The organism is Halococcus salifodinae DSM 8989, assembly GCF_000336935.1.
GTDB classification, from domain to species: domain Archaea; phylum Halobacteriota; class Halobacteria; order Halobacteriales; family Halococcaceae; genus Halococcus; species Halococcus salifodinae.
Map to the genome: position 1 here is coordinate 1 of NZ_AOME01000074.1, position 19826 is coordinate 19826.

Here is a 19826-nt window from a genome sequence, read left to right on the forward strand (position 1 = left end):
GAGTCGAAGGCGCGCCACTCGGGGCCGCGATCGATCTCGTCGGCCTCGACGACGAGTCCGCAGTCAGTACAGACGGTCTCGCCGTGTTCGGTGTCGCTGACTAGTCGGCCGCTACACTCCGGACACACCAGCTCGTCCTCGGGGGCCTCCTCTTCGTGTTCTCGTTCCTGATCTACCTCACTTTCGCGTTCGGTTTCGGCGTCGCTCTCCTCCTCGGCCTCTCGTGTGCGTTCGCGCGTATCGGCCATGATGCTGGATGCTCGAATGGTGTGATCGACGACACTACAGAACGTTCGAAGTGTTTTTCAGTTTGGGGTCGAGCAATATAACTCCTTCGCTGGTTCTCAGGGCGGTGTTCAGATACGGCTGAACAGTGAGGCGCGGTGTGATTTCAGTGATCCATGCGGAAATCCACCCGCCTCAACGGTTGTTTGGACNGCGGTGTTCAGATACGGCTGAACAGTGAGGCGCGGTGTGATTTCAGTGATCCATGCGGAAATCCACCCGCCTCAACGGTTGTTTGGACGAGATCGAGTGAGGTTTTGTGAAGCGAGAAGCAACGCCACGACTGTTGATGAAGCTCGGAATCCAGTTGCATCTCGCCGGTCTTTCGCTTTTAAATACTGTCTCGATTCTCGATGTGTTCGGCGTTAGTCGCGCTCGATCCACGATCAATAACTGGGTTCACAAGGCGGAGTTACAGCCAGAGTNGAGACCGTGATCCGACTCGACGACGAGCGCTACTGGCTGTACGCTGCGGTCGATCCCGAGTCGAACGAACTGCTGCACACGAAGCTTGATCCCACCAGAAACACCGCTCTCGCTCTGGCTTCTCCGCCGAACTCCGTGAGAAGCACCACGTCGATGACGCCACGTTTCTCATCGACGGCGCAACACCGCTACACGAAGCCTGCCGCCGCCGACAGCCTCGATTTCCGCTCCGAACGACACGGAAATCGTAACAGCGCCGGACGTGTCTTCCGCGAGGGAAAACGACGTACCGCCTCGTTCTCGAACTGTTTCAGTCATGCCGGCGCAGCAACTGCCGACGAGTGGTTGCGATCGTTCGCCGTCGCATCGAATCTGCGTATCTGAACACTACCCTGGGAAAACGACAGTTTCGACGATCCATCGACCCTCGATTCAGTGCCATCACGGAACGCCGTACGTCCAGCGAGTCCGAACGCTCATGACGACCGCCGGCCTCCTTGATGTATGGCCGAGCGTGGCGATCCGCGCCTGCCGGGCGTCGCTGACGACGACCCCGACCGCGTGATCTGTCACGTCGACATGGACTGTTTTTACGCCGCGTGCGAGCGCCTCCGCAAGCCGGAGCTGCGTGGTGAGCCCGTGGTCGTCGGGATGGGCTACGAACCCGGCGAGTCCCACGGTGCGGTTGCGACTGCGAGCTACGAGGCCCGTGCCCACGGGATCGAGAGCGCACAGGGGATCACGACGGCGCTCGACCGCCTTCCGCGCGTCGAAGACGTCGACGATCCCGACGACACCGACGCGGTGGGTCACTACTGTGCGGTCGACATGGAGTTTTACGAAACCATAAGTGACGAGGTACGATCCGTCCTCGACGACTGCGCCGACACCGTCCGGGCGGTGAGCATCGACGAAGCGTATCTCGACGTCACCGACCGCACAGGATGGGAGCGCGTCAACGACCGGACGCTCGCCGAGGGGTACGCCCGCCACGTGAAAGAGCGCATCCACGAGTCCGTGGGTGTGGTCGCGAGCGTCGGCGTCGCGCCCACGATGAGCGCCGCGAAGGTCGCGAGCGACCACGACAAACCCGACGGGCTCGTGGTCGTCGAACCCGGCGAAGTCCGCGAGTTCTTCGCGCCGCTCGATGTCGAGGCCGTTCACGGGGTGGGGCCCGTCACGGCCCGCGAACTCCGCGAGATCGAGATCGAGACTGCGGGCGATCTCGCGGCGGCCGATCCCGACGTACTCGCCCCCTTCGGCGAGCGCGGTCGGGAGATTTGGGAATTCGCCCGAGGCGACGACCACAGGCCGGTGACGCCCGTCGGTCGGCCGAAGAGTCTCTCGCGTGAGTCGGCGTTCACCGAGGCGACCGCCGACACCGACGCGAAACGCGACCGAGTGACGACGCTCGCGGCGGCGGTCGCCGACCGTGCCGACCGCGAGGACGCGCTCTACCAGACGATCGGTATCAAGGTCGTGACGCCGCCGTTCGACGTCAACACCCGCGCACGCTCGCTGCCCGGTCCCGTGGCCGACGCCGATCTCGTCGACGATGTCGCGCTCTCCTTGCTCTCCGAGTTCCACGAGGCCGACGTCAGAAAGCTCGGCGTCCGGGTCTCGAACCTCGCGTTCGCTGCGGGCGAACAGTCCGACCTCGACGGCTGGGAGACGGTCGAGCCCGTTGACGAACAGGCCGACGGCCGATCGGACGGCGGAACCGATCCGACCGACGAGACCGGATCAATAGGCGCGGCCGAACTGACGGAGTGGACGAACGAAGATTCGAACACCGACGAGGAACGCTCCGGCGCTGGGTCGAGCCAGGGACAGCGAACCCTCGGTGAGTTCGACGCAGACGGGTAGGTACAAGGGTTTCACGAGCCAATCGGAGCTATGGAGCTCCGCGCTCGCGATCACGTCCCCGCGCTGACCGGTGTGCTCTCCGCGATCTCGCTCGCGCTCGTGTTCGGAGCCGTTCTCGGGGCCCTCCCCGTCGAATCGCTCCCGCGCGTCCCCGCCGGAATCGTCGACGCGATCCCGCACGTGAACGCCGCCATCAGCCTCGTCGCCATCGGCACCATCACGACCGCGTGGCGCGCCATCCGTCGCGGCAACGTCGACCGCCACCGCGCGCTCATGCTGGCGTCGCTCGTTTTGTTCGTCGCCTTTCTCACCCTCTATCTCTACAGGGTCGCACTCGTGGGCACTGCGCCCTTCCCTGGCCCCGAGACGATCTACCAGTTCGTCTATCTCCCGGTCCTCGCGATCCACATCACGCTCGCGATCGTCTGTGTGCCGCTGCTGTACTACGTCCTCTTGCTCGCGCTCACGCGACCGATCGAGGAGCTCCCGCAGACGAGCCACCGCCGCATCGGGCGCGTCGCCGCGAGCCTCTGGCTGGTTTCGTTCGCTCTCGGCGTGGTGGTGTACGCGATGCTCTACGTGATCTACTGACGGTCGTTCCGGTTGGAAAGTATTTTGTTCGAGCTTACACGACCGGGTGCATGGCCGATCCGCCCCATTCTGGACCTCGATCGACGAAGCCTCCCGGCCGACCGAACGGGATGGCATCGTGACGACACTGCCTTCGGTCCGCAATGCACGTCTCGTCGCACGGATCGAGATACGGCGGTCGTGGCGCAAACTCCAGGCGAACCCCGGTCGACTCGCGCTGCTCGGGCTCGCGATGATGTTCCCCGCGTTGCTCGTCGTCGCCGCGCCGTTCGGGGCGTACTTCCTCGGACGTGCACTCCACGAGGGCGGACTCTCGTTCCCGCTCAGTCCGATCCGCGGAGTCACGACGTTTTTCCTCCTGCTCAGCGCCGTTGGCAACGCCTATCGCGTGCTCCAGCAGACCGGCGATCTCGACGAACGCGAGGGAATCTTGACCACGATCCCCGCACGCGACGCCGCTGCCGGGGTGCTCCTCACGGAGTTCGCGCGACTGCTCGTCATCGGCATCGTGCCGGTCGCCGGCGTCGCGATCGGGTTCGCACTCGGCGCGCGCTCCCCGCTCAGCGCGGTAGTGCTTCCCGGAGCGGTGCTGGGACTCGCTGCCCTCGGAGTCACCGCCGGATTCGCGCTCGGGATGGCGCTGAAGCTCGGGTTCGCCCGCTCGCAGTTCCTCGCGAGCCACAAGACCGCCATCGGCGCGGTCGCTTTTCTCGTGTACATGGCGGTCGTCTTCTTCCCACAGTTCGCGAGCATCACGGGCAGTTCGTTCGATCTCTACGCACTGCTCGGCGGGCTGCCGACAGGCTGGCTCGCGGATCTCGCGCTGCTCGGCGCGCCCGGCGCGAGCGTGAGCCCACTGCGGGCCGGATTCGCCGCAGGCACGCTACTCGTCGGCGTCCCGGCGTTCACCGGTCTCTCGATCCGGCTCGCGGGCCGGTACTGGTACGCCGACGCCATCCAGCCCGACGACGATGGCAACGCTGTGGAGGCGAGCGGGATCGACGATACACCAGTATCGATTTTCGAAGGTATCGTTGCACGGCCCACGCTCGCGGTCGCGAGGAAGACGTGGCTGCGTGCGCAGCGCGCGCCGATCACCCTCAGCTACGTGCTCTACCCGGCGTTCGTGTTCGTTGTCCCGCTTCAGAACGCCGTCCGCACGGGCGCGGTCCCGCCGACACTCCCCGCGCTCGTCGCGATCTACGGTGCGTGGATGACCGGTGCGGCGTTCGCACTCAATCCGATCGGCGACGAGAGTGCGACGCTTCCCGTCACGCTCACTGCGTCGGCATCCGGCACGCGGCTGGTCCGGGGAAAGATCCTCCCTGGAGTCGCGATCGGCGCGCCCGCAACGACGATCACGACGGTCGTCGTGGGTGCTTTCAGTCCGCTCGATGCCGTCTCGATCGCCGCTCTCGCCGTCGCCGCAGTGACGTGCTGTGTGGGTGGTTCGGGGCTCGCGGTCGGCATCGGGGCCGCCTTTCCTCGATTCGGGAGTGTAACCATCACGGGGAATCGTGAGGCGGTCGTCCCGAGCCTCACGGCGTTCGCAGTGTTCTCACTCGGCTTGTTCGTGTTCGCGCTGCCCGCTCTCGCCGTTGGTGTCCCATCGATCGCACCGGGAATCGCCACAGCCATCGACGTCTCGCCCACGACGGTAACGACGGTCGGTGTTCTGCTCACCGCGCTGTCGATCGGCGTCGTGGGCTGGCTCGCCTCCCGGTACGCCGGACGGACGATCGACGGGTACACGCTGTAGTGTTCCGGTCGCGTACCGTCGATCGATGTTTCCATGGTCGTTGGGCTCCCGTCGCGAACCGTACCACCTTTTGACCACGACTGCGGACACCGACCGTGCAGAACGTCACCGACCGCACGAGCAACCCCTTCGGGATGCGCCCGCCGTGCGAGCAGTTCGTCCCCGGCTACGGCGACGCCAACGCCGATTTCCACGTCATCGGCGATCATCCCGGCGTTCACGGTGGCGTCGAAACTGGCGTTCCCTTCACGAACGCCGCCGGCCGTCGCCTCCAACGCGTTCTCCATGCAGCCGGACTACTCGACGAACCAGACTCCGACGCCCCAACGACCGACGAGACCTTCTTCTCGTATCTCCACACCTGCGTCGCCGACGAACCCACGCCGGCGTCGTACGCCGACTGTGAGCGCTTCTTCGACGCCGAACTCCGCGCGATCAGCGCCCACGTCCTCCTCCCGGTCGGCGAGCGCGCGACCAGATACGTTCTCGAACACTACACCGCTCGCCCGGTGGCTGGCGATCTCGATATGGACGCACTCCACGCGACCGAACTCCGCGGCGGCGGCTGGCTCGTCCTCCCGGTCACCGAACTCGCGGACTGGACCGAGGACGACGCCGATCGGCTGACCCGCGCGCTCGAAACCCTCCTCGCGACCGACTACCGGCGCGAGACCGATCTCGGCCGGTTCATCCCCGGCGGTGACTCCTACCGCGTCCGGTGACGATTCCGACACCACTCACTGGCAAGCTGCTGCCGAAGACCCCACCGGCGGAACACTGACGACCGAGACGTAGCCTAGCAGCCACACTGATCGGCCAATCGGTGACAGCCGCAACGGTCGCTCACGACCCAAAACAGAACTGTGGCCCGAGAAGGGAACCGGGAACGTGGTGTCCGTTATTCCTCGGCCGACTCGTCGACGTCCAGCTCGAGTTCGTCGATGTACGAGTCGATCTCGTCGTCGTCGAGCTGGGCGAGGCGTTCGGTCTCGACGTCGACGGTGGCGACGCCGATCTCGGCGGCGTCAGGCTCGTCGTCGGTCGCGGTCGCGAGGGTTTCGAGCGCGAGCCCGACCCCGGCGTCCAGGTCCATCTCCTCGCGGTAGTTCTCTTCGAGGTGATCGAGCATCTCCGCGCGGCCTGACCCGACCGCGAGCGCCTGCCATTCGCTCGCCGTCCCCGACGGATCGGTCTCGTAGAGACGGGGTTCGCCGTCCTCGACGCCACCGATGATGAGTGCGACGCCGAACGGGCGCGCACCGCCGACCTGGGTGTACTGCTGGATGTGGTCGGTGATGTCCTTGGTGAGCGTCTCGACGCCGACCGGCTCGCCGTACCGGAGCTGGTTGACCTGGGCCTGCTGGCGGGCGAAGTCGATGAGCTGGCGGGCGTCGGCGACGTGGCCCGCGCTGGCGATACCGATGTGATCGTCGGCCTTGTGGATCTTCTCGACGCTGGAGCGCTCTTCGAGCGGCGACCGGAAGCGCTTGTCGACCGCGAGCACGACACCGTCCGGCGTCCGGACGCCGATGCTCGCCGTGCCGCGCTTGACCGCCTCGCGAGCGTACTCGACTTGATAAAGCCGCCCGTCCGGTGACCAGATCGAGACCCCGCGGTCGTAGGCCTGTTGTTGGGATTGTCCCTGCATAGTTCAGATATCGAGCGACGTCGCTCCCACGAACCCGGGTTCCCCGTGAACGTCGAATCGCCCGTTCCGCACGACAGCGGGCCGCTGTGAGTCCGCGAACACGACGTTTCTCTCGGCCGCTCCTCGGGACGCGCGACCTATATACCTTTCTTCACAGGCACGAACCGTCCCGCTCACTCCGAGCACCCGAACGCCGACCGGCGACCCCGAGATCTCGTCGACGCACGCGATCGCAGCGCGCGCCCGCTCGACCTCCCCGTGTCGCACACGGACGATCGCGGTCCCGTCTCCGTCGGCGAACGAGAAGTCGAGAACCCGGAGATCGACGTCCGCGGCTCCCGGATCGCCAAGCAGGTTCTGGGCGGCGTACCAACACGCGCGCTGGAACGCGTGTTTCCCGGGATCGGCGTCGGGCCACGCCTCGATCGCGATCGCGAGATACCGCCGGCGCGGCCGGAGGTGTTTCGGGAGGTGTTTCATTCCTCCGCGTCCGCCCCGTCCAGCCCGAACGCCCCTGACGCGCCGTCCGCAGCCGTCGCGTCGACACCGTCGCCGACTGCGGCACGTTCGGCGACCAGCACGCCGACCTGATCGTGGACGCGCTCGACCGCGGTGAGCGAAAAGCCCGCGTCGGTCAGCGCGTCCGCGAGCGTCCCGACGGTCGCGGGATCGTCGACCTCGGGGCTGTAAAACGGTGCGTCGGGATCGGCCTCGCCGAAGAGCATCACGTCGCCGAGGACGAATTTGTGGGGAGCCAGCCCCGCGATCGTCTCGATCGCCTCGCGCTTTTCGTCGTCGCTCAGGTGATGCATCGCGAAGTTCGAGACCACGATATCCACGGGATCGTCGACGGCGGGCTCTCGGAAGCTTCCCTCCGCAAGCGCGAGGTTGTCGATCCCGACCTCCTCGGCCTTCGCTTGGGCTTCGTCCATCATCCCTGCGGAGATATCTCGGCCGACGACGCGCTCGGCGTCGGGCGCGAGTGCGAGCGCGATCGCCCCCGTCCCTGTCCCGAGATCGAGCACGGTGTCGTCGGGCTCGGGGCTGGCGTGTTCCACGACGAGAGAGGCACACGCCCGGTACTCGTCGCTGTCCTGACTTTCGTCGTAGGCCGTAGCGTGATCGTCGAACCGTGCCGCGTGCTCCTCAATCGTCTTCTTCATACCGACCACGTTCGACCCCTGGCTCAATGAACGACTCGCTTAGGCGCTCACGATTCCGCGCGGCGAGTCGACTCCATTCGGCGAGCCCCCGCTCGATGTCCTCGCGATCGAACCCGATCGTCTCGCCGATCGCGAGGAGTTCGCGCGGTGCGCGGAGCTGAAGGTGGTTCTCTGGGCTCGCGCTCACCACGTACGGCGCGTCGTACTGGAAGGCGATCTCGCGGAGCTTCCGGAGGTCGGCAAGTGCCTGGACTCGCCGACCGCCGCTCAGCCGGAGCACTCGCCCGAAATCGAACTCGAAACGCACGCCGTTCCGTGCGGCCGCACGCGCGAGGACGTGGTTCACGTCGCCGTCGGCCATCGGACCGGCGAGCACGTCGACGCGGGGTTCCTCGCACGCGAAGCGGTTCAGCGCGCGTGATCCCTCGACCAGCACCAGGGTGCGCTCGTCGCGACAATCCTTGACGCGCGCGCTCGCCGCGGAAGCGTCGTCGGCCTCGATCCCGATCGCGTCAACGACATCGACGTCGTACTCCGCAGCGATCTCTTCGCCGTCCGGCCCGTCGCGATTGGATTCGTCGAGCAGTCCCGCTTCGGCTGCGTTTCGGACCACGATCCCGTCGAACTCGTACTCCGCCGCGGTCTGGGCGAGCCGTGCAGCGGTGCTCTCGCCGTCGGGAGACGCCCGGACTGCCTCGTAGTAGTTGACCATCTACGACCGCGCTTCGAGCGCGTCGGCGGCGTTCTCGACCGCCGCTTCCTTCTTCGCGGGGTAGGCTTCGATCTTCCCCCGGAGTTCGAGTCCCTCGCCCCGCTCGACCCGGCCCTTGTAGGCCGCCTGCTTGTCGAGGCGCATGAACAGCGCGCAGTTGTCGTTCACCCGGTCGCCGAGCTCGTCGCGGATCCGATCGAGGTCGAGGTCCGCGAGGCGGTCGAGAACGTGACGGACGTCGTCGGCGTTCTCGGCGCGCGCCGAGAGCACCACGATCCGGTCGCCGTGATGGCCCTCGCTCACGGCTCGGTTGATCTCGAACTCATCCGGCAGGAGGGTCCGAAGCGCGCGCTCGACACGAGCCTCGTCCTCGGTGGCGTAGCAGAACGAACGAAGATCGACGTAGTGGAAGGGAACCTCAGTCATATAGTCAGTACGGTGGTGCGGGTAAAAGGAACTGCGTTCAGTCCTCGGCGGGTTCGAGCGAGTCCTCGGGGACGCCCGATTCCTGGCCGTCCTCGAAGTTCACGGTGTAGGTCGGGTCGCCGAACATCGTCTCCATCACCTGCGTGACGGTGCCGGTTTCGCCGTCGTACTCGCTGTGCTCGTCGTGAAAGAGTACCTGATCGTCTTCCTCGAAGCTCATGGCTCCGCTACCGCTCGGTCGGATAAAAACAGCGTGGATTCGCCCGGTCGGACTCTCGCCGGCTGAACGTTTATGTCAGGGGCCGACGAACCCACCTCCATGATTTTGCATGTTCGATCACTGGTGTCGTCGAACCGTCGCAGTCCATGGAGCCCACCGCTCCGTCCCGACGCCGAACGATGACCCTCGACGAGCTCTGGTTTCTCGCCGACGAGGCCGACCAGCGCGCGGCGCGGGCCCACCACGACCTCCTCGACGGCCGCGAGCCGACAATGGAGACCACCCACCACCGTCGGGTGTCGCGACAGCGGTTTCGCACTCTCGCCGAGCGCATCCGCGAGACCGGCGCGCCGTACGGCGTACACACCATCGTCTATCAGCCATCGGGCGAACTCCTGCTGTGTCGCCACGAGGGCGTCGGACTGTGGGTCCTCCCTGGCGGCGAGATCGACGGCAACGAGGGGTTCCGGGCGGCCGCCGAGCGCGAACTCGCCGAGGAGGCCGGAATCGAGGCGCACTACGATGGCCTCGCCATCGCCGCGCGGATCGAGGTTCGGTGTGACGACCACGCCACGTGGGGCGTGATGCCAGTGTTCGCCGCCGTGGCCGAGACCACCGCCACCTGTCTCTTATACACATCTCTGANCAGAGATGTGTATAAGAGACAGCTCTTACGCTGACTCGGAACGCTTCTCCATCGGCCGTTCGCCGAGAATCTCGACCTCGTCACCGACCGCGAGTTCTGCTCCCCAGTCCGACTGGGGAACCTGCGTGTTGAGCATCAGCCGAAAGAAGTGATCGAATCGGTCGGAATCCGTCCACTCGGGCAACGTCTCCTCGCGCTTCTCGACGAAGACCCGCTGGAACTCGTCGTGACTCTCGCCGGTGTGTGGATCGCGTGTCGGCACGACACATCGTTGACACGGGTTGATCCCCTCGAACACGACGTCACCGATCTCGAACGCGACGAGGTGGTCGTGATCCGCGAACAGACGGTCCTCCCAGAACGGCGGAACGCCGTCGATTTCGAGGTTCGCCCGCAGTCGGAGCCGCAGCTCCTCGACATCGATCTCGGGGAACCACGAGGCGACCGCACGGAGCGTCCCAGTGCTGATGAGCGTCGGTCCCGAGAGGTCGGTATCGTCGGGGAACCCGCCGGCTGTCTCCCGCTTTAGCCGGGCTGGCGGATCGAAATGGGTGCTCAGCCAGTTCTCGGCCGATTCACGATCGGCTTCGAGATCGAACCGCTCGGCACTATCGTCGCCCTCCCGACGGAGCGCGACCTCGGTGAATCCGGGGTCGAACGATGAACGGATCCGATGGACCTTCGCAGTGCGCTTCCCGTTGATGTAGCGGCCGTCGTCGTCGATCATGGCGTACTCGCGGTCGTGTTCGAGCCCGCCGTTTTCGACGATCCGTGCCGTGTCGCACGCGACGGGATCGAGCGATTTGATCGGAAAGACGGCGATGCGTGCCAATCGGACCATTCGTGTTCCGCGACGATTGCACTGTGACTGACTACCGCGTTTCGATTCGTCGTGATGCGGCCAACGCAGTCGTCTCGTCTTCCGCCTCGTTGGTGGGGCGGTTCGGTCACAGCGACGGCAGCGATCGCAATCAAGCGTACTCGTCTCACCCGGAATCGTCGCAAACGGATTCCTGATTGCACGGATACACTATCGGTAGAAAGTCGTTGGTGAAACAGAAGACAGATGCCGAAATCATTCGAGAAACGAGCGAATGGACGAGCTTCGACGCCGCGACGCCCTCACGGTGTTTGGGTCGCTGTCGGCGTCGTTGGCAGCGATGTTCGGGGTAACGATGGCGGACTCGGCCCGAGAGGATGCAGACGAGCCATCATCGTCCGGTGAATCGCCCACAGACTCCAACAGTTCGTCGTCCCAAACGAACAGCAGCGCCGAGCAGCTCGCGTACGCGCACGACGTTCGAGCACGTGCTCGTGCGGCCGGCAGGCCACTGTCTACCGTCACCGATCTCGGGGAGTGGACGGCCACTAACGGGAAGATCACGCCGACGGACTGGCGAGACGACGGGACGGAAACCGCTGTGCGACTCGATTCGCCGGCGAGCGCGACGCGAACGGGAATCTCGACGACGTTCGATAGGGAAATCGACCTGACTACTGCGGCGCTGTCGCTGGGTATCGAACTCGAACGGGCCGCCACGGAGACCCTCCGGATCCGGCTGTTCGCGCCAGATGAACGCAACCAGTTCACCATGCAGCGCTACTGCAAACGGCGGCAGGGGGCCATCCGCCTCGACGTTGCTCCGGGAGAGACGATCGGTGCGCCCGATCCGACCGCCGTCCGCGGTCTGTCGGTCGAATCGTACACCGGCGGTGGGAAATCGCTCGGTCTCACGACAGGCGCGCTTCGGGTCAGGGACTCGCCACAACGCCGCCATGGCGCGGTTATTCTGACCTTCGACGACGGCGATCGCACCCAGCTGGAAGCCGCGAAACCACTGATGGACGAGTACGGTTTCGCCGGCACTGTCGGCGTGATCCCGTGGCTGGTGGGCGAGGACAACCGGATCGGCCGGCAGGAGCTCCACGAGATGGCGGCCGACGGCTGGGAGATGGCCTCCCATCCCCAGCGTGAGGGATCGCCGCTCCCGTCGCTATCGAAGTCCGACCAGCGCGCCCTCGTCGAGCGATCGAAGCGCTGGCTCCTCGACGAAGGGTTCGAGCAGCGCGGTGAGAGCCTGATCTGGCCGTTCGGCGCGTTCGACGAGCAAACGCTCGACCTCGTCGGCGAGTACCACCGGCTCGCTTTCGCCGGTGGCTCCTCGACGGCCCCGTGGGCGATCACCGAGCCGGGATGGGTGCCACGAGTGAACGGCGACGATTCGAACGCCGTCAAACGGGCCATCGACATGGCCGAGCAGTTCGGGAGCGTTGCAACCCTGATGTACCACACGATCGGAGAGACACGCCTCTCGATCGATGGGTTTCGCGAACAGCTCCGATACATCGATCGGGCCGACGTCGACGTGATCGTCCCGTCCGCACTCGCGAACGCACAGCCGTACTGACCGCTGACCGATCGCTGTCCCGCCGGCCGGCCGCCGTGACGGCAGTCGGCGATTCGTCGCCCATCGAGTTCTCACTCCCTCTCGCGCCCCGGTGTTCGGCCGTCGGAGCACTCAGCCGTGCTCGTGGTCCGCTCAGGCCGTCTCGTCGGGATCGATCTCGACGTGCCGTCCGCCACGAGCGAGGTCGACACCGATGAATCCGAGCACGAGCGCGAAGCCGACCATCCACACGGTGGAAAACGTCGCTCCCTCGTCACGGAGGAAACCGAACGTGGCGTTCAGGACGAGTGCAACCGCCAGCAGGAAGTAGGCGGCCCCACAGAGACGGTGCCAGCCGACCAGCGCCGTGAGTGGGGTGTCGAAACCAGCGAGCACGAACAACACGCCAGCCACGAGAAAACAGCCCAGCGGGAACGCAATGCCGACCGATTTCGGCACGCCAACGACGGCGAGAAATCCGCCCACAACGGCGAAATCCACGAGACCGAGCCACCGCGACACTCGACGATAGTTCATGGACGCATGCTCGCCGCCGACGAAATAGTGCTGTCGGCATCACGATCCGTTTTCCGTGGACCGATGCTTGACTACCCGTGGGATTTTCCCTCTCGCGTCTCGGCATTCAGCCGCCGGATCGCGGCCTGGGCGTTGCTCGCGTCGTAGCCGAAGAGGACGTCGGTCGCGTAGGCGTCGGCGACCTCGGCGGCGTGGACCAGATTCTCGATCTCGATGTCGACGGCGTAGAGTTCGATCGCGAGCGGTGCGTCGAGCGCGTCACGAAACCCGCTCGCGATCGATTCGAGCCAGTAGGTCGTGCCGTAGGCCGTGTCGTAGAGCGGGACGACGAACTCGTCGACGTGTTCGGAAAGCCCATCCAGATCGAGTCCCGATCGCTCGTGGAGATGCCCGGGGTAGGGATCGGGGTGGAGCGTGAGCGAGAGTTTGCCGGGAATCCGGTCGGCGGCCTCGCCCACGAACTCGGTGACGACCGACGCGCGCCACGCGAAGCGGTCGTCGTACTCGCTCGTTGCGAATCGCTCGACGCAGCGATCGCAGAAACAGTACTCGGGTCGGGGGAAGCCGACGTCGTCGAGGCGGACGTCGCCGCTCGTGTCGGCCGCGTCCGCGATGGTTTCGAGCAGGCCCTCGCGGTAGTCGGGATGGGTGGGGCAGACGTACCCCCAGTCGAAGTACTGGCGTTCGCGGGTGGCGAGGTCGCCGTCCTCGGTCACGGGGGCGAGCTCGGGGCTCGCGTCGGCGGCCGCGGTGTCGGCGTGACACGCGATCATGCTCGTCGCGCCGGCGATCGGTTCCCTGGCCTGGCCGCTCACTGACTTGACCTCGTAGCATCGCCGATCGAACGTCGGCCAGTCGAGCTCCTCGGCGTTGCGCGTCACGACCCCGAACATACCCGTGCTGGGAGCCGCCACGGGGTAAGCGGTTCGTTCGGACGCTACTTCGAGCCGGTGGCAGCGAGCACGACACCGAACAGGAGCCCGACGACCAGTAACCCCCCACCGCCGAGGGCGTAGAGCTCGGTGGTCGTGAACTGGAACCGGTCGCCGTAACGGACGATTCCCGCCGTGAGCAGTAGTGTGAGTCCTGATCCAACGAGCGTCGTCACGAAATCGAACCCGAATCGAGCGCCAGGATCGGCCATACTTCCTCCGCTCCCCGCCACGAGTTCGTTCTTCGGGTGGCTGTTGCAAGCCATCGATCCGCCCGCCGAACCGTTGTCGCCACTACGGCACGGAACACTGGAAGGCCGCCATCGCCGTGTCGGCCTACCGACGCGCGACAGCGACCGCGAGAACGATTGCGAACAACGCGACCACGGCGGTGAGTTTTCGAGACATCACCCGATACGACAGAACAGACGAACATAATCGTTGTGGCATCACGCCGCGAGTCGAACCGCGGTTCGATGTGGATCGGTCCGGTGTCGCCGCTCAGACGTCGATGTGCTCGGTGAGGTTTTCGCGGAGGATGGTCTCGCAGTACGCACACCGCACGCCGTCGTCGAGCACTTCGAACCGCGAGGTCACGGGCTCGCCGTCGGTGGTGATGCAGTCGTGGTTCGGACACGAGAGCACGCCCTCGACGACGGCGGGGCGTTCGACACGGTGTTTCTCGGCGACACCGTACTCCCGGATGATGTTGATCGAGGCCGCGGGCGCGATCAGCGAGATCACGTCGACCTCGTCCTGGCTGAGTTCGCGGCCCTCGATCTTCACGACGTCCTTGTGGCCCAGCCGATCGGACGGGACGTTCATCCCGACGCTCACGACCTCGTCGGTCGAACTGCCGATCCCGAGGATGGCGAGCACGTCGGGGGCGTGCCCGCCCGCGATGTGATCGATCACCGTGCCGTTTTCGATCTTGCTGATCCGGAGCTCGTGGTCGTCGCGCTCGCTCATCGAGACCCTCCGTTCGCGCTGTCGTCCTCGGTAGCGTCTACGGCCTCCCCATCGTCGGTATCGTCGAGCAGCAGATCGAGCAGCGCCATCCGGACGGGAACGCCGTTGTGGGCCTGCTCGAAGTAGTGGGCGTGATCGGTCGGGTCGACATCGGGCGCGATCTCGTCGACCCGCGGCAGCGGGTGCATCACGATGCACTCGTCGCGGGCGCGGTCGAGGGTTTCGGCGTCGATGCGGTACTCGCCCGCCACCGCACGGTACTCGTTCTCGTCGGGGAAGCGTTCGCGCTGGATTCGGGTGACGTAGAGCACGTCGAGCTCGGAGAGGACGTCATCGAGATCCTCGTGCTCACGGACCTGCGCGCCGGCCTCGTGGAGGTCGTACCGCACGGAACGGGGAAGCCGCAGACTTTCCGGACTCACGAAGTGCTGACTGGCATCGAACTTGGTGAGCGCGTACGCGAGCGAATGTACAGTCCTGCCGTACTTCAGATCGCCCATGATCCCGACCGTGAGATCGGTGAGCCCGCCCGCGTTCTCGCGCATGGTGTAGAGATCGAGCAGCGTCTGCGTGGGATGCTGGCCCGCGCCGTCGCCGGCGTTGAGCAGCGGCACGTCGACGAAATCGCTCGCCATCGTCGCCGCGCCCTCGCTGGGATGGCGGAGCACCAGCGCGTCGGCGTACCCTTCGATGACTCGTACTGTGTCGGCGAGACTCTCACCTTTGGTCGCGCTGGAGGAATCGACCGGCCCCATGTCGAGCGCGTCGCCGCCGAGGCGCTTGATCGCGGCCTCGAAGCTCATCCGCGTGCGCGTGCTCGGCTCGAAAAAGCACAGCCCGAGCAGCCGCCCCGCGTGGCGGTCCCGGTCCGGGGGATCGCGCTCGATGGCGGCCGCACGATCGAGCACCGTCTCGATGTCGGCGCGCGAGAGGTTCTTCGCGGTGATGACGTGATCACGATCGAGCATCGGTTGTGAGGAGACACCTCCGTTGTGCGGCTAGGTGGGCCATTCTCGTGTCGAGTCGAACGGCCGATCGTCTTGTAGTTGTGGATACGGCGATCGCGGCGCTCGAACCGGGTGTGCGGAGCGATCGATCGTGCGAACCGTCGCCGTCGGGCGGTGATCGGACGTTTCACAAGCCTTATGCGCGTCTCGGGGGTGGATAGCGCCAATGAGTCAACGCCGGGAGCAACTCGCCGAGCGACTCCCCGCGCTCGACGCCGTCGAGTCGTGGTATCACGTTCCTCTTCTGGTCGTTCTCGTCGGGTTCATGTTCTGGATCCGGGTGCGCAACTGGCGGCGATTCGTCGTCGACGGCGAAGTCCTCTTCAGCGGCAACGACGCCTGGTATCACCTCCGACAGGTGGAGTACACGGTCGTGAACTGGCCGTCGACGCTGCCGTTCGAGCCGTGGACCAGCTTCCCCACGGGGACGGCGATCGGCCAGTTCGGCACGCTGTACGATCAGATCGTCGCCACCGCGGCGCTCGTGATCGGGCTCGGCAGCCCTTCGGAGCAGACCACCGCCCTCACGCTGCTGTTCGCGCCCGCAGTGTTCGGGACGCTCGTCGCGATCCCGGCGTACTTCCTCGCCAAACGCTTCGGCGGCCGGTTCGGCGGCGTAGTCGGGGTAGCGATCCTCGCGCTCTCGCCGAGCACGCTCCTCGCACGCTCGGTCGCGGGCTTTTCGGACCACCACGCAGCGGAGGCGTTCTTCCAGGTGCTCGCGGTCGCCGTGATCGTGATCGCACTCACGGTCGCCGAGCGCGAGAAACCCGTCTACGAGCAGTTCGTCGAGCGCGACGTGTCCAGCCTGCGCCGACCGATCGGCTGGGCCGTCCTCGCCGGGATCGCCATCTCGGTCTACATCTGGGTGTGGCCACCCGGCCTCCTGCTCGTCGGGATCTTCGGCGTCTTCCTCCTCGTCGCGCTACCGGCCGCGTATCTGCGTGGCGAGAGTCCGGAACACGTCGCCATCGTGAGTGCGGTCGCGCTGTCGGTCGTCGGCGTGCTCACGCTCGTCACCTTCCAGTCGACCGAGATCAGCGTGACCAGCTTCTCGCTGCTCCATCCCGCGCTCGCGTTCCTGGGGGCGATCGGCTGCGTGTTCATGGCGTGGCTCGCCCGGACGGTCGAAGCACGCGACTTACCGGGACTCGCTTACCCGGGGACGATCCTCGGGCTGTTCGTCGCTGGTGCGGTCGTGATGGCGGTCGCCACACCCTCGCTGTTCGAGTACTTCCTCAACCAGCTCGAACGCATCGTGGGGCTCGGGTCGAGCGCGACATCGCTGACCGTCGGCGAGGCCCAGCCGCCCTTCCAGGCCGGCGTGCCGTTCGGAGAAGCGGTCAACCAGGCGCTCGGCTTCTTCCGGAACTCCTACGGGCTCGCCTTCTTCACCGGGATCGCCGGTGCGGTGGTGTTGATGGTGCGACTCGCGCTCGGCCGGAGCAAACAGCCGGCTGCTGCGGTGTTCGTCCTCGTCTGGACCGCACTGATGATCGCGGCGACGCTGACCCAGACCCGGTTCGACTACTACCTCATCGTCCCGATCTGCGTGCTCAACGCCGTCCTCGTCGGGGAGCTGATCCGATTTCTCGCTTCCAGTGATGCAGCAACGGGCCTCCGGAACCTCGAGGCCTATCAGGTGCTCACGGTGCTCGCGGTCGTTTTGCTCATCACCGCACCGCTCGTCGTGGGCAGCGGCGCCGCGCTGACGAGTGCCGGCGGCCATGCGGACGAGCGTTCGTACCCCGGCTCCACCGTCCGTGGCTGGAGCGGAAGCCTCGACTGGATGGCGAACAACACGCCTGCGGAGGGGACTTACGGCGGGCACAACAACTCGATGGACTACTACGGGGAGTACGAGCGTACCGACGACTTCGACTACCCCGACGGAGCCTACGGCGTGCTATCGTGGTGGGACTACGGCCACTGGATCACGACGCTCGGCGAGCGCATCCCGACGGCGAACCCCTTCCAGCAGAACGCCCGTCAGGCCGCGAACTTCCTGCTCGCCGACGACGTCTCGCGAGCCAACGAGATCACACGGACGGAGGATGGCGAGGGCGTGCGTTACGTGATGATCGACTGGCGGATGGCCGATCCCGCCGGCGGGGCGTTGTTCACCGCGCCGTTCACGTGGTACAACGACGGCCCGCTGTCGATCTACGACGACGTGACGCCGATCGTGACCCAGCAACCGGGGAGCCAACAGCCCTCGCTCGCGTTTTACGCCTACGAGCAGCGCCACTACGAGACGATGCGGACCCGGCTGTACTCGTTCCACGGCAGCGCGGTCGAACCCGAGCCGGTCGTGGTCGACTACGAGAGTCCGATCCCGCAGGGCGACTCCACAGCACAGGCATCCGTCCCGTCGGGCAACGAGTCGGCGATCAAGCGCTTCGACAACATGTCGGCCGCACGGGCGTTCGTCGAGGAGGACGGCTCGGCCCAGATCGGTGGTGTCGGAGCCTATCCCCAGGAACGCGTGGCAGCACTCGAACACTACCGACTGGCCGACGCGAGCCAGCAGCCCTCGAGACAGCTCGCCCAGAGCCTGTTCCAGCGACTCCAGGCGACGGGCCTGAACGCGAGCGAGCTGGTCCCCACGTCGCCGAGCTGGGTCAAGACGTTCGAGCGGGTGCCCGGCGCGACGGTCGAGGGCACCGGCCCGGCGAATACAACTGTCGAAGCCACCGTCGAGATGGGTATGCCCGGCTCCGAAAGCACGTTCAACTACACCCAGCAGGCCACGACCGACGACCAAGGTGCGTTCACGATGACGCTGCCGTACTCCACCACCGGCTACGACCAGTGGGGGACCGAGCAAGGCGCGACGAACGTCTCGGTCCAGGCGAACGGGCCGTACACGTTCCAGACGCCGGTCGAGGGTGGCGGTGACAACGCGACCCGGTGGAACGCGACCACCGACGTCTCCGAGGGAGCGGTGATCGGCCGCACCAACGAGAGCGTCACGGTCGATCTCCAGCAGGAATCGGTGTCGCTGCCGACGAACACCTCGGCCGGAAATGCGACGGCCGGGAACGCGACGAACGGCACGTCGAGCGGCAACGCGAGTGCCGCGACGAACGCCTCAACCACCGAGAACGGCTCCACCGGCACGAACACGACGAACGCGAGCGCGATGGCGGCTCCCGGCGAGCGTGTCGCCGGCGCGGCTCGGACAGCACCGAGCCAAGCACGGGTAGCACGATGAGCGGGCGAGAGTCGATGCGTGAGTGGTTCATCGTCTACCTCAAGGGGATGTTCATGGGGGCTGCGGACGCAGTGCCCGGCGTCTCGGGCGGGACGATCGCGCTCATCACGGGGATCTACGAGCGGCTGATCGCCGCGATCACGGCGCTCGATCCGGGCGTGCTCCGGTACCTGCCGCGGGTCCACCGCCGGACGGAGCGCGCCGAGCTCCGGGCCGCGCTGGTGGCAATGGACGTTCCCTTCTTACTCGCGCTCGGGGCAGGGATCGCCACGGCGCTGGTCACCGTCGCACAGGTTATGACCTACGCCTTCGAGACCTACCCGGGGCTCGTGGCGGCGCTGTTTTTCGGCCTGATCGCGGCCTCGGCGATCGTGCTTTACGACCACGTCTCGCTCGACACGCCACGACGAGTCGCGGTCGCAGTCTTCGGGTTCGTGCTCGCGTTCGCGCTCTCGGGGCCGGAAGTCAGCAACTCGATGCCGAACTCGCCGCTGTTCGTACTCGTCGCCGGCTCGATCGCGATCGCCGGCATGATCCTGCCCGGGATCTCGGGGGCCTTTTTCCTCTACGTTCTCGGCCAGTACGAGTTCTTGACGGGCACCCTCACGGAGTTCACCGACGGACTCGTCGGCCTCGCGTCGGGCGGCAGCCTCGAAGTGCTGATCGAACCAGGCATCGTGATCCTCGCGTTCGGCGCTGGTGCGCTCGTCGGTCTCTTCTCGATCGCCTACGCCATCCGGTGGGCGCTCGCAAACTACCGAGAGGCGACGTTGACGTTCCTCGTGAGCCTGATGGTCGGCGCGCTTCGCCTACCCGCGACTGAAGTGATCAACAACACGCCCGTCGCGACACCGACCGCGATCGGATCGGTGCTCGCCGTCGCCGCGGTCGGTGGCGCGCTCGTGCTTCTCGTCGATCGCTACACCGCCGACATCGACTTCTCCTGAGGCGCGCTCGACCATCCGTTTCAGTCGCCCGGTTCGTTGCTCTACACCCCGTACCGAACGGTGAGAACGGCGAGTCATGACTGGTGGAGAC

The 19826-nt window shown here is 66.0% G+C and carries 21 protein-coding genes and 1 pseudogene; 9 read left to right on the forward strand and 13 right to left on the reverse strand.

Annotated elements, in window-relative coordinates:
* The coding region (locus C450_RS14730; protein WP_005044710.1) for a TFIIB-type zinc ribbon-containing protein at positions 1 to 248 on the reverse strand (248 nt) is incomplete at its 3' end.
* A gap of 296 nt (positions 249 to 544) precedes the next feature.
* On the opposite strand from C450_RS14730, the pseudogene C450_RS14735 reads away from it, so the two are divergent.
* From C450_RS14735 to C450_RS14755, 5 genes and pseudogenes are all read left to right on the forward strand, one after another.
* Positions 545 to 1095, forward strand: a pseudogene (locus C450_RS14735) (IS6 family transposase).
* Between the two features lie 120 nt (positions 1096 to 1215).
* Positions 1216 to 2577: a DNA polymerase IV gene (dinB, locus tag C450_RS14740; protein WP_005044711.1), complete on the forward strand. Its 1362-nt coding sequence runs from the start codon at positions 1216 to 1218 to the stop codon at positions 2575 to 2577.
* A gap of 30 nt (positions 2578 to 2607) precedes the next feature.
* Positions 2608 to 3168, forward strand: coding sequence for a DUF420 domain-containing protein (locus C450_RS14745; protein WP_005044713.1), 561 nt, complete (start codon positions 2608 to 2610; stop codon positions 3166 to 3168).
* Between the two features lie 118 nt (positions 3169 to 3286).
* Positions 3287 to 4927, forward strand: coding sequence for a hypothetical protein (locus tag C450_RS14750; RefSeq protein WP_241430409.1), 1641 nt, complete (start codon positions 3287 to 3289; stop codon positions 4925 to 4927).
* Positions 4928 to 5022: 95 nt separating this feature from the next.
* Complete coding sequence (locus C450_RS14755) at positions 5023 to 5649, forward strand: uracil-DNA glycosylase family protein (protein ID WP_005044716.1); 627 nt, start codon at positions 5023 to 5025, stop codon at positions 5647 to 5649.
* A gap of 176 nt (positions 5650 to 5825) precedes the next feature.
* On the opposite strand, the gene psmA is transcribed toward C450_RS14755, so the two are convergent.
* The 6 genes from psmA to C450_RS14785 are packed head-to-tail and all read right to left on the reverse strand — an operon-like array spanning position 5826 to position 9096.
* Complete coding sequence (psmA, locus tag C450_RS14760) at positions 5826 to 6575, reverse strand: archaeal proteasome endopeptidase complex subunit alpha (RefSeq protein ID WP_005044718.1); 750 nt, start codon at positions 6573 to 6575, stop codon at positions 5826 to 5828.
* A gap of 3 nt (positions 6576 to 6578) precedes the next feature.
* A complete protein-coding gene (locus tag C450_RS14765) occupies positions 6579 to 7055 on the reverse strand; it encodes an Rpp14/Pop5 family protein (protein WP_005044720.1) in 477 nt (158 codons plus the stop codon).
* Positions 7052 to 7738, reverse strand: a complete 687-nt coding sequence (locus C450_RS14770; RefSeq protein ID WP_005044723.1) for a class I SAM-dependent methyltransferase — start codon at positions 7736 to 7738, stop codon at positions 7052 to 7054. The genes C450_RS14765 and C450_RS14770 overlap by 4 nt, the downstream gene beginning before the upstream one ends.
* Positions 7722 to 8450 (reverse strand): RNase P subunit p30 family protein, encoded by a 729-nt coding sequence (locus C450_RS14775; RefSeq protein ID WP_005044725.1) that lies wholly within the window; start codon positions 8448 to 8450, stop codon positions 7722 to 7724. The genes C450_RS14770 and C450_RS14775 overlap by 17 nt, the downstream gene beginning before the upstream one ends.
* Complete coding sequence (locus C450_RS14780) at positions 8451 to 8876, reverse strand: RNA-binding protein (protein WP_005044726.1); 426 nt, start codon at positions 8874 to 8876, stop codon at positions 8451 to 8453. It abuts the gene before it with no gap.
* A gap of 37 nt (positions 8877 to 8913) precedes the next feature.
* Complete coding sequence (locus C450_RS14785) at positions 8914 to 9096, reverse strand: DUF1918 domain-containing protein (protein WP_005044728.1); 183 nt, start codon at positions 9094 to 9096, stop codon at positions 8914 to 8916.
* 179 nt (positions 9097 to 9275) lie between these two features.
* Between C450_RS14785 and C450_RS14790 the strand changes: the two genes are divergently transcribed.
* A complete protein-coding gene (locus C450_RS14790) occupies positions 9276 to 9776 on the forward strand; it encodes an NUDIX domain-containing protein (protein ID WP_049910284.1) in 501 nt (166 codons plus the stop codon).
* Here the strand turns inward: C450_RS14790 and C450_RS14795 are convergent.
* On the reverse strand, positions 9768 to 10583 hold the full coding sequence (locus tag C450_RS14795; RefSeq protein WP_005044732.1) for an MOSC domain-containing protein: 816 nt from the start codon (positions 10581 to 10583) through the stop codon (positions 9768 to 9770). The two genes, C450_RS14790 and C450_RS14795, sit on opposite strands and share 9 nt — an antisense overlap.
* Positions 10584 to 10836: 253 nt before the next feature.
* On the opposite strand from C450_RS14795, the gene C450_RS14800 reads away from it, so the two are divergent.
* Complete coding sequence (locus C450_RS14800) at positions 10837 to 12150, forward strand: polysaccharide deacetylase family protein (protein ID WP_005044733.1); 1314 nt, start codon at positions 10837 to 10839, stop codon at positions 12148 to 12150.
* 132 nt (positions 12151 to 12282) lie between these two features.
* On the opposite strand, the gene C450_RS14805 is transcribed toward C450_RS14800, so the two are convergent.
* From C450_RS14805 to pyrB, 5 genes are all read right to left on the reverse strand, one after another.
* Positions 12283 to 12666, reverse strand: a complete 384-nt coding sequence (locus C450_RS14805) for a hypothetical protein (RefSeq protein ID WP_005044735.1) — start codon at positions 12664 to 12666, stop codon at positions 12283 to 12285.
* 71 nt (positions 12667 to 12737) lie between these two features.
* Positions 12738 to 13559, reverse strand: coding sequence for a hypothetical protein (locus C450_RS14810; protein WP_005044737.1), 822 nt, complete (start codon positions 13557 to 13559; stop codon positions 12738 to 12740).
* Between the two features lie 44 nt (positions 13560 to 13603).
* Positions 13604 to 13810 (reverse strand): hypothetical protein, encoded by a 207-nt coding sequence (locus C450_RS14815; protein WP_005044739.1) that lies wholly within the window; start codon positions 13808 to 13810, stop codon positions 13604 to 13606.
* A 289-nt stretch (positions 13811 to 14099) separates the two neighbouring features.
* Positions 14100 to 14567 carry an aspartate carbamoyltransferase regulatory subunit gene (gene pyrI / locus C450_RS14820; protein WP_005044740.1) on the reverse strand — a complete coding sequence of 156 codons (468 nt, stop codon included), beginning with the start codon at positions 14565 to 14567 and terminating at the stop codon, positions 14100 to 14102.
* On the reverse strand, positions 14564 to 15535 hold the full coding sequence (gene pyrB / locus C450_RS14825) for an aspartate carbamoyltransferase (RefSeq protein ID WP_005044742.1): 972 nt from the start codon (positions 15533 to 15535) through the stop codon (positions 14564 to 14566). The genes pyrI and pyrB overlap by 4 nt, the downstream gene beginning before the upstream one ends.
* Before the next feature lie 205 nt (positions 15536 to 15740).
* On the opposite strand from pyrB, the gene C450_RS14830 reads away from it, so the two are divergent.
* Both C450_RS14830 and C450_RS14835 read left to right on the forward strand, forming a co-directional pair.
* A complete protein-coding gene (locus tag C450_RS14830; RefSeq protein WP_005044743.1) occupies positions 15741 to 18788 on the forward strand; it encodes an oligosaccharyl transferase, archaeosortase A system-associated in 3048 nt (1015 codons plus the stop codon).
* Positions 18785 to 19735, forward strand: a complete 951-nt coding sequence (locus C450_RS14835) for a DUF368 domain-containing protein (RefSeq protein ID WP_005044744.1) — start codon at positions 18785 to 18787, stop codon at positions 19733 to 19735. The genes C450_RS14830 and C450_RS14835 overlap by 4 nt, the downstream gene beginning before the upstream one ends.
* The last annotated feature ends 91 nt before the right edge of the window (positions 19736 to 19826 follow it).

Bases quoted from the DNA above. Each gene is read 5' to 3' on its own strand.
- dinB (WP_005044711.1), top strand. From the start codon at position 1,216: ATGGCCGAGCGTGGCGATCCGCGCCTGCCGGGCGTCGCTGACGACGAC.
- C450_RS14745 (WP_005044713.1), top strand. From the start codon at position 2,608: ATGGAGCTCCGCGCTCGCGATCACGTCCCCGCGCTGACCGGTGTGCTC.
- psmA (WP_005044718.1), bottom strand. From the start codon at position 6,575: ATGCAGGGACAATCCCAACAACAGGCCTACGACCGCGGGGTCTCGATC.
- C450_RS14765 (WP_005044720.1), bottom strand. From the start codon at position 7,055: ATGAAACACCTCCCGAAACACCTCCGGCCGCGCCGGCGGTATCTCGCG.
- C450_RS14770 (WP_005044723.1), bottom strand. From the start codon at position 7,738: ATGAAGAAGACGATTGAGGAGCACGCGGCACGGTTCGACGATCACGCT.
- C450_RS14775 (WP_005044725.1), bottom strand. From the start codon at position 8,450: ATGGTCAACTACTACGAGGCAGTCCGGGCGTCTCCCGACGGCGAGAGC.
- C450_RS14780 (WP_005044726.1), bottom strand. From the start codon at position 8,876: ATGACTGAGGTTCCCTTCCACTACGTCGATCTTCGTTCGTTCTGCTAC.
- C450_RS14785 (WP_005044728.1), bottom strand. From the start codon at position 9,096: ATGAGCTTCGAGGAAGACGATCAGGTACTCTTTCACGACGAGCACAGC.
- C450_RS14795 (WP_005044732.1), bottom strand. From the start codon at position 10,583: ATGGTCCGATTGGCACGCATCGCCGTCTTTCCGATCAAATCGCTCGAT.
- C450_RS14800 (WP_005044733.1), top strand. From the start codon at position 10,837: ATGGACGAGCTTCGACGCCGCGACGCCCTCACGGTGTTTGGGTCGCTG.
- C450_RS14805 (WP_005044735.1), bottom strand. From the start codon at position 12,666: ATGAACTATCGTCGAGTGTCGCGGTGGCTCGGTCTCGTGGATTTCGCC.
- C450_RS14810 (WP_005044737.1), bottom strand. From the start codon at position 13,559: ATGTTCGGGGTCGTGACGCGCAACGCCGAGGAGCTCGACTGGCCGACG.
- C450_RS14815 (WP_005044739.1), bottom strand. From the start codon at position 13,810: ATGGCCGATCCTGGCGCTCGATTCGGGTTCGATTTCGTGACGACGCTC.
- pyrI (WP_005044740.1), bottom strand. From the start codon at position 14,567: ATGAGCGAGCGCGACGACCACGAGCTCCGGATCAGCAAGATCGAAAAC.
- pyrB (WP_005044742.1), bottom strand. From the start codon at position 15,535: ATGCTCGATCGTGATCACGTCATCACCGCGAAGAACCTCTCGCGCGCC.
- C450_RS14830 (WP_005044743.1), top strand. From the start codon at position 15,741: ATGAGTCAACGCCGGGAGCAACTCGCCGAGCGACTCCCCGCGCTCGAC.
- C450_RS14835 (WP_005044744.1), top strand. From the start codon at position 18,785: ATGAGCGGGCGAGAGTCGATGCGTGAGTGGTTCATCGTCTACCTCAAG.